We start from the raw sequence: 14571 nt of genomic DNA on the forward strand, positions 1-14571 counted from the left end.
GTGAAGGATTTATGAGCACTTTATTATTTAAACATGTGAATGTAGTTGATGTTCGAAATCAGCAGATACTTTCAGATGTGGATGTTTGGATCAAAAATGAAAGAATAGAGAAAATAGGAAGAGATATTAAGAGTTCTGCGGATCAGGTGGTAGACGGTGAAGGAAAATATTTATCACCAGGAATTATTGATATGCATGTACATAGTACATGGGACGGAAGCGCTATTTCAGAAGATATGGATGAAATGTACGGTCCATATCAAGCTTTTTTGAGAAGTGTACATAATGTTGAAAATTCTTTAAAAAAGGGAGTTACAACCATACGAGAAGTAGGAAGTCCTAAGGATTTATCAATTGAAACGGCGTTTGCAGTTGAAAAGGGATGGATTAAAGGTTCGAGAGTTATTCCATGCGGTTCTGCAATTCAGAGTATATATGGACATGTTCCATCAATTGGAACGATTGCAAATACGAAAGATGAACTTTTGTATGCAATACGGGAAAAAAAGACTTTGTTTGTAAAAAAAGGAATCCGTTGCCAGTGGATTAAAATTATGGATACTGGTGGTGCAGCTGGACTGGAAGATGTTGGACCAAGCATGTACGATTTAGATCAGCTTAAATTTATTGTTCATGAAGCACATCGTCTTCATATGAAGGTTGCTGTTCATGCAGTTTCGCAGGAAGGAATTATTGAATGTATCAAGGCAGGAATTGATACGATTGAACATGGACCGGACATTCCGGATGAGTATTTAGACATGATGAAAGAAAAAGGACTAACTTTGGTTCCAACATTGGCTATTTATAAAATATTATCGGAAAACAAGGGTGTGTTAAGTGATTTTATGGTGGAACGTTCTGCTCTTGTAACAAGACAGCAGAAAAGCACTTTTGCGAGAGCAATGGAAAAAGGGGTGAAGATTGCATTAGGAACGGATGCGGGTTCTCCGTGTTTTGGTTCACAGCCATCTGCATTTAAGGAAATGCTAGTTATGCAGGATTATGGAATGCCTCCAGAAAAGATTATTTCTTCTGCAACGTTAACATCGGCAGAAGTATTAGGGATGTCAGAAGAAATTGGGACGATTGAACCAGGTAAGATTGCTGATTTAGTGCTTTTGGGAGAAAATCCATATACTAATTTGAAAGCATATACGGATTGCTTGATTGGGGTATACAAATCTGGAGAAATGGTTTAATATAAAGACAATTAAAACTGGAACTAGAGAGGTGCTGCGCTTGTAGTGCCTCTTTGCTAATTGTAGAAGTAGGTGAGAAAATATGAAGCTTTCCGTTTTGACAGAGGCATTATCAGCTGAGAATATAGAAGAAATTCACATAAAAGATATGTCTCAGAACATTTGCCCAGTCTGTAATCTTTCATTGACGTCTGTAGCATTCACAAAAAATATTATTTATGTGGTAACAGCTCCGGTATTGTTAGAGGTAGGAGATGGCTGTCTGGAAGCCCCATCTATATTTATTCTTTTAGGAAATTTGAATGATTTTATTGATATGCAGAAACCAGAGAATTATATAATATATCAGAGTGATGCTCCGGGAGAAGTGTTTACAGCACTTTTATCGAAATTAAATTTGGAAAGTCGTATCTTGGAGGCAGAATTGGCGATCAGTCGTGCTTTGTTTGATTGTACGTCTATAAAGGATTTATTGGATGTTGCTGCTAGTATCCTTGGAAATCCTATTTTATTACAAGATTTTACAACAAGATTATTGGTACATTCGGCAAATGAAGTAATGGCTGCAGATGACGAGATATTAAATAGTGTATTTCGAATGGGATATGTGACAAGTGAACTATTTCAGAAATACGATTACGCTAACGTTCTGGAGCAAATAAAAAATACACCGCAGACGTTTCTTTTGAAATCACCCAAAAAAAGAGAACGTTTAATTTGCCGATTGATTGTAAATCGAAGATATTTTGGCTGGTTTTTAACGGTGGCTTATAATCATCCGTTCAAAGATAGTGATATCGAAATTATGAATTTTTTGTGTGGAGCACTTCAACTATTTCTTGAAAAAGAAAATATTTTACCTAATACAACACGAAGTGAAAATCTATTGCAAGAATTAATTCAGGATGCAAAATACTCAGAAGCAGAGTTCAAAAAACGGGCAGAAGGTTTTTCGTGGATGCTTCATGATCATTACTATATAATTGCTATTTCTGATAAAACCAGAAAGGCAGAGTCACGAATGATGATGTCATATAGAAATCATTTGTCGCTGATTTTCCCTGAAGCCATTATTCTTGAAGTCAATAGAAAACTGATTTTATTTTTTGATACAAAAGAGGTTGGAATATGCTTGAATGTGTTGGAAGCATTTCTGGAAAAATATGATTTGCTAGCAGTATGCAGCAATCAATTCCATAAAATTACAGATTTTGCATATATTCTTAATCAACTATTAATGGTTATAGGACTTGAAAAAAGTCTGCATTTTAATAAAAGCCTGATTCATTATCAAGATTATATTATGTATTGTGCTATAAAGAAGATTGGAAGGGAAGGACATATCCAATACTTTTGTATGCCTGAATTACTAGAGGTATTTAGATATGACCACAAATATGGTACTTCATTCGCATATTCTAAAAGAATTGCTTTAGAACTTGCTAGTGTAACAGCAGCTGCACAGAAATTGGGAATTCATCGAAATACAATGGAATATAGATTAAGAAAATTTAATGACTTATCAGGAATTTCAAACTATACGGCAGATATTGTAGAAAGGTTGCTATTTACATATAAAATATTGGATTTATATCCAGAAATACTAGAAGAAAAGGATATTTTGTGAGGGAGGAAAAGACAGGACGTGTTGCAATAAACAATATCTCCTGTCTTTTCTATAAAATATTAGAAATTTAGCAAATAATGAAATCCATTATGAATACGTTTCCGTCTTGATAAAGGAATCCATATATTTGATATACTCCTCTTTGGTAAAGATGGGCTGATAATTCGCCACAATTTCTTTTGCTTTCACAGCCCCGTCCCGAAGCAGGCGGTAAGCGGAGAGGGCGAAGATTTTTGCAGTGACCACATAGGCAAGTTCCTCGTCTACGATATCGAAATCAACGGAGTGGAGGCCGCTTACCTTACCGCCGGTGTTGAAGGTAAGGACCGGCTGCAGATGCTGTACATCCCCCACATCGGTGGAACCGCCGCTGTAGGCGTGGGTATCTTCCTGGACGATCTGGTAATCGTTTTCACTGGTTTGTGCGGCAATCTCAGCGGCTGCCAGAACTGATTCATCGGCTTTTTCACTCAGAGCCGGAAGATATCCGGGCATAGTGGTGATTTCGCAGGAAGCACCGACGGCGATGGCACCGGCTTTGAAGGCACGGTCGGTTTTGGCGGCAGCATCTGCGATGGCATCTTTGTTGGCGGCACGTACCAGAGTTTCGATTACCACCTCATCCGGTACTACATTGACGAGATTACCGCCTTTTGTGATAATGGGATGAATCCGGACATGGTCATCATCCCGGAAGGTTTCGCGCTGGTAAGCCAGGGCGGAAAGTCCGAGGGAGGCTGCATTTAATGCATTGACTCCCAGATGCGGGGCACCGGCTGCGTGGGCAGCCAGTCCCTTATAACGAATGACCTTGGAGACGAAACCGTTGTTGGAGTGGGAACCGACACTGATATCTTTATCACCGGTGTGGTGGACGATATCCAGGTCGATGTCATCAAAAGCACCGATGCGGATGAGTTCACATTTTCCGCCACCGTATTTGATTTTGCCCTGTGCGGTCAGGGAGTTTTTAAATTCAATCTCACCATATTCCTCTGCCGGTACGGCGAAGAATACAACCTGTCCGTCCAGCTCTTTTTTTACATCTTCATTGGTCAGAGCCAGGGCTGCACCGATGACACCGGCCAGCTGGGCATGATGTCCGCAGCAGTGAGCTCCCTGAGTCTCCGGATTGGAATATTTATGTTCCGGGATGCGGAGCGCATCCAGTTCCCCGATGAGAGCCAGACTTACATTCGTTTTCTCTTCTTCATTTAAGTAGGCTTTGACACCGGTGACAGCCAGTCCTTCCTTTGTCTCAAGACCCAGATTTTTCATGAAAGAAGCAAATTTTTCTGCAGTTCTGTATTCTTTATAACCCAGCTCTGCATGGGTGTAGATATCTTTGGCGAATGCGATGATCTCGTCGCGGTGTGCGTCGATGATATCGACAATTTTCTGTTCGGTTTTATCTAAAATGAGAGCCATGTGAAATCCCCCTGTTTCCTGCTGGTGTATTCCGATGCTGTTTCCTATTAGTTAAACAGTTCCTCCGGAACAAACCATAAACCATTGTTATTCTTGTCTAAATATTCTTTGAATTCATCGGAGTGGTAAGCAGCAACGATATCTTTTGCCCACTGAGCATCTTTATTTTCCTCTTTTACAACGACCTGCAGAATCAGATGCGGCAGGATGTCTTCCTGAAGAAGGGCAGTGGATGGATCGATTCCTGCATTGTATACAATACTTCCGGTGATAACCGCATAATCAAAGTCATCTAAAACAGCTGGAATATTGGTGGAGTTCATTTCGGTAAATTCGATGTTGTAAGGGTTTTCCGTGATGTCTGCCTGGGTGACAGTGGAGAGATCCACATCCGGGTTTAAGGTGATCCATCCGGCTTTCTGTAAGAGTACATAAGCGCGGGCTGTGTTGGCGGCATCGTCTGGAACGGCTACTTTGGCACCGTCTTGAATGGCGTCCAGAGAGGTTTCGGTGGCAGAAAAGATGGCAGCCGGAACGGTAGGAATCGGGGAAATCGGGACCAGGTTACCCTTCTGGGCTTCGTCGAAATTTTCGGCATAAGCGGTATGCTGCTCTACATTGAAATCGATTTCGCCGTCATTTAAAGCAAGGTCATTCTGGAGAAGGTCAGAGAAATCAACCTCGGTGAGTGTATAGCCCTCTTTTTCCAGAATTGGTTTGATGGCATCCTCAAATAAGACAGTGTACGGACCGGCAGCTTTTCCGTATTTGAGCTCCTTCTTATTAGAATTGGAAGCATCGGCGGAAGCAGCAGATTCGGTGCCGGAAGAAGCAGCGGCAGTATCAGCAGCGGAGCTTCCAGCATCACTCTTTGAGCAGCCTCCCAGAACAGCAGCTGCGAGGATCAGACCGGCGGTCAGGGTGGTTCTTACATAGGCTTTTACGTTTTTCATAATGGGGTTCTCCTTTTTTCGTTTTATTATTTTGTATATAAAATAATTTAATAGCTTTTATGATATAATTTGGTTTACTGATGTGTCCGTCTCTTCTGTGACAGTCGGTTTCCCAGACTCTGGATGATCCAGACAAATGCAATCAGGATGAAAACGGTCGCAAACATCAGCGGGAAGTTAAAGGTCTGATAGCCGTAGGTCAGGGCGATGTTTCCGATGCCGCCGCCTCCGATGTAGCCAGCCATCGCAGTTGCTCCGATGAGGGCGATGGTGCCGGTTGTCAGAGCCAGGATAACCGAAGCAAATGCTTCCGGAAGCACAAAATGAACGATAATCTGGAACGTGGTCGCTCCCATCGACTGGGCTGCCTCGATGATGCCACCGCCGACTTCCAGAAGCGATGTCTCAAGAAGTCTTGCTAAAAATGGGGCGGTATAGATAACTAACGGCACGATGGCCGCCTTGGTACCGATCCGGGTGCCGACGATGATTTTCGTAAAGGGCATTACACATACCAGAAGGATGATAAACGGTGTGCTTCGGATGATGTTGATGAAACCGTTTAAAATCGTGTAAAGCAGTGGATTTTCTTTGAGCCCGCCTTTGCGGGTCAGCCATAAGACAATGGCGATGAAAAATCCGACGATGGAACCGATAATCAGGGAAAAACCGACCATATACAGGGTTTCCCAACCGGCCTTGATGAGTTTGTCCGGCGAAATGCCTAAATACTGCTGAATCATGGTAATACAACCTCCTTATATTCTTCGTTTGATTCGAGAATGTAGCGCTCGGCTTTTTTGATTTCCTCGTCGCTTCCGATGAAGAGAACGAGCATGATGCCGACGACGATGCCCTGAATAACGTTGATGGTGGAGTAGAGAATGTTGGTTTCCACCTCAAACCGCCGGTTAATATCCCACAGAAGCGGTTCCGTGCTGTCTGTATTTTCCAGCTTGATGCGGAGAAGGCGGCTGTTCCGCGTTTCTCGGCGGATGCTCTCGACGAGCGGTTCCGGAATAACGTCGTGGATGAGATTGCCGACAAACCGTTTGGCGATATCGGACTGCGGGTCTGAGAAAACCTGGATGACAGAGCCCGTTTCTACGACTTTACCGAAATCCATGACGGCGACTTTATTACAGATTTTCTGGATGACATTCATCTCATGTGTGATAATCACAATTGTAATATGAAGAGTTTCATTAATCTTCTTTAGCAAATCGAGAATGGAATCGGTCGTTTTCGGGTCGAGGGCGCTGGTCGCCTCATCGCAGAGAAGAATCGACGGATTATTTGCAAGTGCCCTTGCGATACCGACGCGCTGTTTCTGTCCGCCGGAGAGCTGTCCCGGATAGTAGGACTTCTTATCGGAAAGTTCGACGAACTCCAGCAGCTCATTCACACGCGCTTCGATGTCTTTTTTGGGGGTGCCGTTTAGTTTCAGGGCAATCGCGACGTTGTCGTAAATTGTCTTGGATTCCAGGAGGTTGAACTGCTGGAAAATCATTCCGATTCCCTTTCGGAGGCTGCGAAGCTCTTTTGCACTCAGGCTTCCAATGTCCTTATCTTCGACAAAAATCTTTCCGGAAGTCGGTCTTTCCAGGGCGTTTACCATTCGGATCAGGGTGGATTTTCCGGCACCGCTGTAACCGATGACGCCGTAGATATCGCCCTTTTCGATTTCGAAGGACACATCCTTCAGTGCTTCAAATGCACCGTCTTTCGTCTGGAATGTTTTACTTAAATGTTCAAATCGAATCATTTCTGGTCTCCTTTAACTTTGTTTATCTGGGGAAGCACATTTTTAAGGGATAATTCCTGAAAAATGACTTCTGTATGTGTCGCGTTTTTTATACGAATGATATATCTGAATGCAATATAAATATTTAATTTTGCATACTGAAATATAAATGGGTACAAAAAAGGAGGTCTGGTTGTCCAGACCTCCTAAATTGGATTGTATCTATCACTTTCCAGTGAAAGCAAGATGAGAAAAACCTCATGAAGATATCATCCAGTTATCTGCCTGCACAACAAAAGTAAGAGTGTCACAGCAACAGCAGAACATACACTCCATACAACAACACATAGCAGACATAACTGAATAAGATGTTCTCATGATGGTTTCCTCCTTTCCTTAAAATTCATAAACGATTATAAAAATATATTTCCTACTTGTTTTGTGGGTTTTAAATGATAGCTCTTATTATAGCGCGGAAATGAGATTTGTCAATCATTTTTTTATTTCATAGGAAATTGTGTCCTATGAAATAAAAAACGCTCCGCGAGAATGTGCCAAGGCACATTCTTTTTCATATCATCCAATACCGCCCAATGCGATGCCTAATATTAATACCAGCGCACATACCGGAATATAAATATAGCGGCACACCGGTACAAACCATTTTGTAAAATTCTTTTCGCGACCTTTGTTGACCTGCGTTTCTGCATAGTCTTTTCCGAATACCCAGAAGAACATGATTCCGGCGAGTCCGGCACCGAGAGGGCAGATGTAGATGGAGAGAACGTCCATCCAGTCGGAGACGATGCCCTGGATTAACAGGGAGACGGCAGCTCCGATGATACCGATAACTGCGCAGGCAGGGACGCGGCCGAGGTGGAGTTTTTCCTGGACGGTGGCGATCGGTGCTTCGTAGAGATTGAGCAGGGAGGTCATCCCGGCGAAGAGAACGGCTACGAAGAAAATAATCGCGATCAACGTACCGCCCGGCATTGAGCGGATGAGGTTCGGGAGGTAGATGAAGAGAAGTCCCGGACCACCCTGATCAAGTTTTGCGCCGGTGGTTGCCATTGCCGGGATGATGACGAGGGCGGCGAGAATCGCGGCGATCGTATCAAACAGGGCAACCCGCGCGGCGGATGCCGGGATGTTTTCCTCATCGGAGAGGTAGGAACCGTAGATTAAGGTTCCATTTCCGGCGACGGACAGGGAGAAAAATGCCTGCCCCAGTGCGAAAATCCATGTTTTTGGGTCTGCGAGGATCTCAGGATCGATGCGGAAAATGTAGCGGTAACCCTGCATCGCACCCGGCTGGAATGCTACGTAGATGCCTAAAAAGACAAACAGGATGAAGAATACCGGCATCATCAGCTTGTTGGCGTTCTCGATTCCGCTTCCGACGCCGAACATCAGAATCAGAATGCAGAAGAAGAGGGCGGCAAGCTGCCAGCCATTGTTTCCAAATGCGGACGCCATCGAGCCGAAAGCAGAGGCAAAACCGTCTGTGTCGGCCGGGGCAAGCGTGGCACCGGTAAAGGCTCCGATGGCATATTTTAGGATCCAGCCCATGACGACGGTATAGCCGATCGCCATCGCGAGGGAACCGGCTGCCGGGATGAAACCGAGCGCGTCACCCAGTTTGCGCCTGCCGCGTGTCTCGCAGGCAGCGCCGAACGCGTCGATTGGACCGGAGCGGGTGCCGCGTCCCAGGCACATTTCCCCGATGACACCCGTGGAGCCGATCAGGGCGACGAAGATAAAGTACGGGATCAGGAACGAGCCACCGCCGTACAGGGAGACGCGGGTGGGAAACATCCAGAGATTTCCCATACCGACCGCTGAGCCGATACAGGCGAGGATGAAGCCCCACTTACTGTTGAAAGATTCTCTTTTTTCCATGAAATTGTAACTCCTCAAACATTATATAAGATTTGCCGCAAATATCTAGAAGTCCGCCGATTGGAAGCGGTCAGGCAGATGTTTGCATAAGTCCATCTATTATACCAGAAGAGAGGCATTGCTTTCAAGTGGCAGAGCGCGCGAATCGTATGTTTTAGGGGAAAAGGCGATCTAAAGTAACTGCCGGTGAACCGTTACAGGGAAATACCTTGATTTATAGGGTGGAAAGATGGTATTCTATAGAGGACGGCAGCGGCGGGCTTTGGGAGGGTGGCGCCGCGGCAGAGCAGATTCGAAAAGGAGAAGGTAGCACAATGAAAAACGCAAACAGGATTCCGGAGACGTTTCAGACGGATGCGGAATACAGACAGTGGATGGAGCGCTGGCAGCAGGAGGCGCGGGAGGCGACGATCGAGGGATTTAAGCAGAATCGTAAGTTAAACGGCATGACACAGACGGAGCTTGGCAGAAAGGCGGGGATTTCCCAGCCGAATATCACCCGCTTCGAGAGCGGCAGCTACAATCCGTCGCTGGATTTTATGGTAAAGATCGCAGCGGCGATGGGGAAACGGGTACAGATTACATTGGTAGATGAATAAGAGGCGTGCGCCGGGGCGCACAGGGACCATTTGGGGAATAAACAGGGGAGACAGCGGTGTGTGTGAGGCTGTCTCCCCTGTTTTTAATGAGTGCATTTCAGCGACGATTCAATAAACCGTGAAATCATATTCCACTCATAGCTCTGTTTCAGCCACGCAAATTTGATCGGGTACCGCGCTTCTTCCCCGAGCGTAAAGACATGGAGTGTATCCAGCTGTTCCTTGCTGAGAATAGAAAATGCGAGGTTTTTTGGGCTGATGCAGGCACCTTTTCCCATCGCGCAGAGGGCAAGCAGGGTAGCGATGTTGTCAGAGCAGGCATGAACCGAGGGGACGAAGTTGTCTGTCGCGAGGATATTCCGCCCGATGCGTCCGACTAGATCATGTTCACGGTTTAGGAGAAACGGACATGGAGCCAGAAGGGAGTAGCGGTGATGGCGGCTGACTTCCTGGATAATGGCTTCGGTCTGTTTGCCGTAAATGTTCTGCAGCAGGGCAGTGGAGACGATGAGAACCATCTCTTCCTCATAGAAATCCCGCAGAATGATGCCGGGAATGCGAACTGAAAAATTGGCGATCGCCAGATCAATTGTGCCGTCCAGCAGGTATTTTTGCAGCACATCGTTGGAAGATTCGACGAGTTCCACATCCACGCCGGGATATTCCTTTTGAAAGGCGGCGATCAGCTCCGGCATGATGGCGTGTCCGCGCGTGAATGCGATGCCGATCCGCAGTTTTCCTGTCTGGTTATTTAAAATATCGCCAAATTCGTGAAGCATACAGTCATATTTTGTATTAAATTCCGTTGCATAGCGCAGAAATACCTCCCCCGCATAGGTAAGCTCCAGCGGGATGTGACGGATTAGGAGCGGACATCCAAGCTCCCGCTCGATTCCGGCGATATGGGCGCTTAATGTCTGCTGGGTAATATGCAGCGCATCGGCGGCCCTAGTGAAGCTGCGGTTTTTCGCAACCGCGGCAAAATATTCCATTGATTGAAAATTCATATTCGAATGACTCCTCTTTTCCCAAAACTTTCATCTTAAGTTTCTAAAAAGCATCTGACTATAAAAGTGGCCCTTCTAACTCAAACACCGTCCGCTGCAGCTGCGCGATCAGCAGGCTGGCAGCTGGGGACGCTTTTTTTGCTGACGGAATCCGGACACCGAGCACGCGCTCCATCGGCGGATTGAGCGGCAGCCGGACAACATTTTTAGAAATATCACGGACAACCAGCTCCGGCAGGATGCAGACGCCCAGGTTGTGGCTGACCATCGCCAGCATGGAGTAGGTGTTCTGCGAGGTAAACGACGGCTTTGGCGGTGTGATGCCGAGCTGCTGGAACTGGCGCAGCAGGTCATTTTCACCTTTTTCTTCTATATAAGAAACCTTGGGGAGATCCTTTAAGTCAAAGCGCTCATATTCAGCATAAGGGGAATCGTTCGCGCAGACAGCCAGGTAGGGTTCTTTTTTCAGGGGAAGCCAGTCCATCTTTCCGTCCGGGTGGGGGCCGACGATGCCAAAATCGATGGAGCTATTTTCCAGCCATCCTTCAATCTCCTGTGAACACCCCTCCAGCACTTCAACGGTCATATCCGGGTAATCGGTAAGAAACTTTTTGAGGGCGGGCGGCAGCCATTGGACGGAAGCGCTTAAGTAAGCGCCGATCCGGATGTGCCCGGTCTGGACACCCCGGATGGAGGCAGCTGTCTGATCAAAATATTCCGCCGCCGCCAGCGTCCGCCGGATCGGGGAAAGCAGTGCCTCGCCGTTCCGCGTCAGGGCAAGTCCTCTCTGGGAACGCGAAAACAGGGAAAACCCGAGTTCTGTTTCAATATTTCGCAGCATATGGCTTGCCGCCGACTGCGTGTAACCGTTTTTCTGGGCGGCACGCGTCAGGTTATTTTCTTCTGCAATGGCTAAAAAAAGCCGCATATCTTTGAGATCCAAAAAATACTCCCTCCATTTTCGTAATAAGCGTTCGGTCTGATTCATAAAATGTACAGAGCTGACAGATACCAAAGGAGGATGAGAAGATTTGTAAGAATTATGTAGAATACGAATCTGATTCATACGGAATATCCGGGCGGATTACATGGGTGCGTGTGCGGCGGACATTCATTCCGATGGCTCTGCCAAGTGTCCCTAGTATATCATATTCGTGAAAGAAATGGGAGAAAAAGATAGAAATATGCCTACGATCTCAAATACAACATAAAAAATTCATCTAAATGAAACACACAAAAAGTTAAAAAATAAACAAATGGTAAACAAAATTCATGAAACTCCGAAAGAAAATGGACAAAATTCTGAACGGGAGTCTAACGGAAAATGGCGCAGTTGTAGACAAAATATCATGATATCTTGTGCATTTATACTAATTGACGCTCGAAAAAGTGCAATTTATTTCATGAAAAAAACAGAGGGATTCATGATTCTATGCTATATCATGAAAACTCTGCATAATAAATTCAAATAATTTTGTTGAACAAATTTCACTTTAGTGATATAATTTTTTCAAAAGCAAGAAGTTTTTTGAGCGAATTGAAAAACTTGCTTAGCCAGCGCGCGGCACTACATCAAATAAAGGGGGAACTTTATATGGAAGCAATTAACAACATCGTCAGTATGTTGAACGGACCCATTTGGGGCGTTGGAATGTTAGTTCTGATTGTTGGTAGTGGTTTATACTTTACAATCCGTCTCGGCTTTTTCCAGTTTGTTCATTTTAAAGATATGTGGAGCCGAATCATTGACAAGTCGGAGTCTGAATCCGGTATTTCTTCATTCGCATCCTTCTGTACAACCATGGCGATGCGTGTTGGTACCGGTAACGTAGCCGGTGTAGCCGTAGCTCTTTACATGGGCGGACCTGGCGCACTCTTCTGGATGATCATCGCTGGTATGACAAACTCTGCTGTTTGCTTTACTGAGTGTACATTATCCGTACTTTATAAGAACCGTATCGATGGTCAGTATCGAAGCGGCGGCGCTTACTGTGCTGAGAGAGGTCTTGGCTGGAAAGCTTATGGTACCTTCTATGCAGCATTCTTCGGACTGGGCGTTGTATTATTCATGCCGGCAGCAGCTACCTTTACAATCTGCGATGGATTTAAGAACGCTTTAGGTATTCCGATGTGGATTTCGGCTCTGGTTATCGCACTGGCTATGGCAGTTGTAGTTATGGGTGGTGTTAAACGAATCAGTTCTGTAGCATCTATGCTGGTTCCGCCGATGGTAGGCATTTACCTGATTGCAACCGTTGTTATCTTAATCGCAAACGCAGGTCAGATTCCGAGCGTTATCGCTCAGGTTGTATCCTGTGCATTTGGTTCCAAAGAAGCTCTTCTGGGCGGCGGCGTTGGTATCGCTATCCAGCAGGGTGTTAAACGAGGCACATTCTCATCTGCATCTGGTATGGGTGAGTCCATGCCGACCGCAGCAGCAGCAGAGACCAGCCACCCGATTAAACAGGGTATGGCAAACGCAGCTGGTGTTTGGCTGGATACCGTTATCGTATGTACCGCTTCTGGTCTGATGATGCTCTTAAGCGGATGCTACAATACACAGTTTGGTTACATCGGTGGTACCGGTGCAATGCACGATCAGATGGCTCAGTTAGCAGCAGATGGAACATATGGCGTTATTTTCGTTCAGAATGCCTGCAGCACCGTTATGGGAAGTATTGCTCCTCTGTTCATTGCTATCATGCTGGCTCTGTTCTCCTTTACATGCTTAATCAGCTACTATTACGAGGGCGAGACTTCGGTTCTTTACCTGTTCCAGGGCGATGATAAAGCAGCTACCCGTAAAGTAGTTATCAGAATTATGCAGATTGTTATGCCTATCCTTATCTTCATCTGGGGCAATATCGATTCCGGTCTGGCTTGGAATCTTTCTGACCTTGCACTTGGTGGATCTACATGGATCAACATGTTAGTTGTACTGCTTCTGTCTCCGAAGGTATTTGCACTGTACAAAGACTATGAAGAGCAGATGAAGGCAAAGAAAGACCCGTACTACAACCCGGATAAGCTTTGCTGGAAGGGCGTAGACGTTGAGATGTGGAAAGACATCAACAAAAAACGTATCGCAGAAGATAAATAATCGGATGTGAATCGTTACATATTATTAGATATAGAGTTTAACTCCTAAAGTCTAATATAAAAGGCAGTCCCTGTCGTGTGGCAGGGACTGTTTTTTTGGGAGACTATCCGGAGTGATTTTTTTGCCATTATATAGATAATGTCTATGATAGAAATGGTAATTTTTTGTAAATTGTCATTGACGATCCAGCCGCCGCGCGATACAATCAACCGCGAAAGGCGGTAATGGTATGGTACAGAAAGTGATTCGGGATCGCCTGGATGCGATCCTTCATTGGAATATATCCCTGGTCGGGGGATTTCTCGGAGCCTATGCGATTTTGCTTCATGTCGGAAACTTTGGCTCTGCTCAGACAGGCAACCTGATGGAGATGGGAGCGGAACTGGTATCGATGGAATGGTTTAACGTCCTTCTGCGTCTGGCTGCGCTGGTGCTGTTTGGACTGGGCGTGGCATCCGCATATCTGCTCACGAACTTTACGAAGATAAACATGCGGAAACTTGCCCTCTGGGTGGATGCGGCTGCGCTGGCACTGGCATCGATGCTGCCGCTTGAACCGGCGCTGGTCGGAATTTATCCGATTTTCTTTGCATCCGCATTTCAGTGGGGCGTCTATTCCGGTGCCGACGGATTTAACAGTGCGACGATCTTTATGACGAACAACTTCAAACAGTCGGTGCTTGGCTGGCTGCAGTACGGTCTGACAAAGGATAAGGAATTTAAGAGAAAAGCAATTCTTTATACCTATACGGTCATCTGTTTTTTCCTGGGCGTGGTACTCGGAGCGTGGGCGGTCGGTCAGTTCGGCATCTATAGCGCCTATGTAGGCTTTTTGCCATTGGCGGCTGCGAGAACCTTTATCGCGGTCGGTACGGCTCCGCTTGAAAGCGAGACTCCGGAGGAGACGGCAGTCGAGGCGGCAGAGGAGATGGAAGAAGCAGAGAAGCTGGAGAAGGAGCAGAAGCTGTAAAGTCTGTTCCCTGCAAGGTTTCTACAAGATGCAGGAAAGAAA

At 45.7% G+C, this 14571-nt stretch carries 12 protein-coding genes; 5 read left to right on the plus strand and 7 right to left on the minus strand.

The features are described 5' to 3' along the window. Nucleotides 1-11 precede the first annotated feature (11 nt). Nucleotides 12-1202: an amidohydrolase family protein gene (locus DW931_RS07760; RefSeq protein WP_107000618.1), complete on the plus strand. Its 1191-nt coding sequence runs from the start codon at nt 12-14 to the stop codon at nt 1200-1202. Between the two features lie 82 nt (nt 1203-1284). After that, a complete protein-coding gene (locus tag DW931_RS07765; protein WP_118481899.1) occupies nt 1285-2829 on the plus strand; it encodes a PucR family transcriptional regulator in 1545 nt (514 codons plus the stop codon). Between the two features lie 87 nt (nt 2830-2916). Here the strand turns inward: DW931_RS07765 and DW931_RS07770 are convergent, their stop codons facing one another. The 5 genes from DW931_RS07770 to DW931_RS07790 all read right to left on the minus strand — a co-directional run bounded on the left by DW931_RS07770 (nt 2917) and on the right by DW931_RS07790 (nt 8853). Further along, nucleotides 2917-4257 carry an amidohydrolase gene (locus tag DW931_RS07770; RefSeq protein WP_107000616.1) on the minus strand — a complete coding sequence of 447 codons (1341 nt, stop codon included), beginning with the start codon at nt 4255-4257 and terminating at the stop codon, nt 2917-2919. A 47-nt stretch (nt 4258-4304) separates the two neighbouring features. Continuing rightward, entirely contained in the window at nt 4305-5210 is a 906-nt protein-coding gene (locus tag DW931_RS07775; RefSeq protein WP_107000615.1) for a MetQ/NlpA family ABC transporter substrate-binding protein, read from the minus strand. Nucleotides 5211-5284: 74 nt separating this feature from the next. Further along, complete coding sequence (locus DW931_RS07780) at nt 5285-5953, minus strand: methionine ABC transporter permease (RefSeq protein WP_107000614.1); 669 nt, start codon at nt 5951-5953, stop codon at nt 5285-5287. Continuing rightward, nucleotides 5950-6975, minus strand: coding sequence for an ATP-binding cassette domain-containing protein (locus DW931_RS07785; protein WP_107000613.1), 1026 nt, complete (start codon nt 6973-6975; stop codon nt 5950-5952). The genes DW931_RS07780 and DW931_RS07785 overlap by 4 nt, the downstream gene beginning before the upstream one ends. Nucleotides 6976-7530: 555 nt before the next feature. Beyond that, nucleotides 7531-8853 (minus strand): sodium-dependent transporter, encoded by a 1323-nt coding sequence (locus DW931_RS07790; RefSeq protein WP_107000612.1) that lies wholly within the window; start codon nt 8851-8853, stop codon nt 7531-7533. A gap of 314 nt (nt 8854-9167) precedes the next feature. Between DW931_RS07790 and DW931_RS07795 the strand changes: the two genes are divergently transcribed. Then, nucleotides 9168-9452 carry a helix-turn-helix transcriptional regulator gene (locus tag DW931_RS07795; protein WP_022360005.1) on the plus strand — a complete coding sequence of 95 codons (285 nt, stop codon included), beginning with the start codon at nt 9168-9170 and terminating at the stop codon, nt 9450-9452. An 83-nt stretch (nt 9453-9535) separates the two neighbouring features. On the opposite strand, the gene DW931_RS07800 is transcribed toward DW931_RS07795, so the two are convergent. Beyond that, nucleotides 9536-10459 carry a LysR family transcriptional regulator gene (locus tag DW931_RS07800; protein WP_107000611.1) on the minus strand — a complete coding sequence of 308 codons (924 nt, stop codon included), beginning with the start codon at nt 10457-10459 and terminating at the stop codon, nt 9536-9538. 58 nt (nt 10460-10517) lie between these two features. Continuing rightward, complete coding sequence (locus DW931_RS07805) at nt 10518-11402, minus strand: LysR family transcriptional regulator (protein ID WP_181357188.1); 885 nt, start codon at nt 11400-11402, stop codon at nt 10518-10520. A gap of 651 nt (nt 11403-12053) precedes the next feature. Between DW931_RS07805 and DW931_RS07810 the strand changes: the two genes are divergently transcribed. Both DW931_RS07810 and DW931_RS07815 read left to right on the plus strand, forming a co-directional pair. Beyond that, a complete protein-coding gene (locus DW931_RS07810) occupies nt 12054-13559 on the plus strand; it encodes an alanine/glycine:cation symporter family protein (RefSeq protein WP_107000609.1) in 1506 nt (501 codons plus the stop codon). A gap of 229 nt (nt 13560-13788) precedes the next feature. Beyond that, a complete protein-coding gene (locus DW931_RS07815) occupies nt 13789-14529 on the plus strand; it encodes a YoaK family protein (RefSeq protein ID WP_118481901.1) in 741 nt (246 codons plus the stop codon). Nucleotides 14530-14571 lie beyond the last annotated feature (42 nt).

The sequence above is a fragment of the Clostridium sp. AM43-3BH genome (assembly GCF_003479985.1).
Classification (GTDB): Bacteria; Bacillota; Clostridia; order Lachnospirales; family Lachnospiraceae; genus Otoolea; species Otoolea fessa.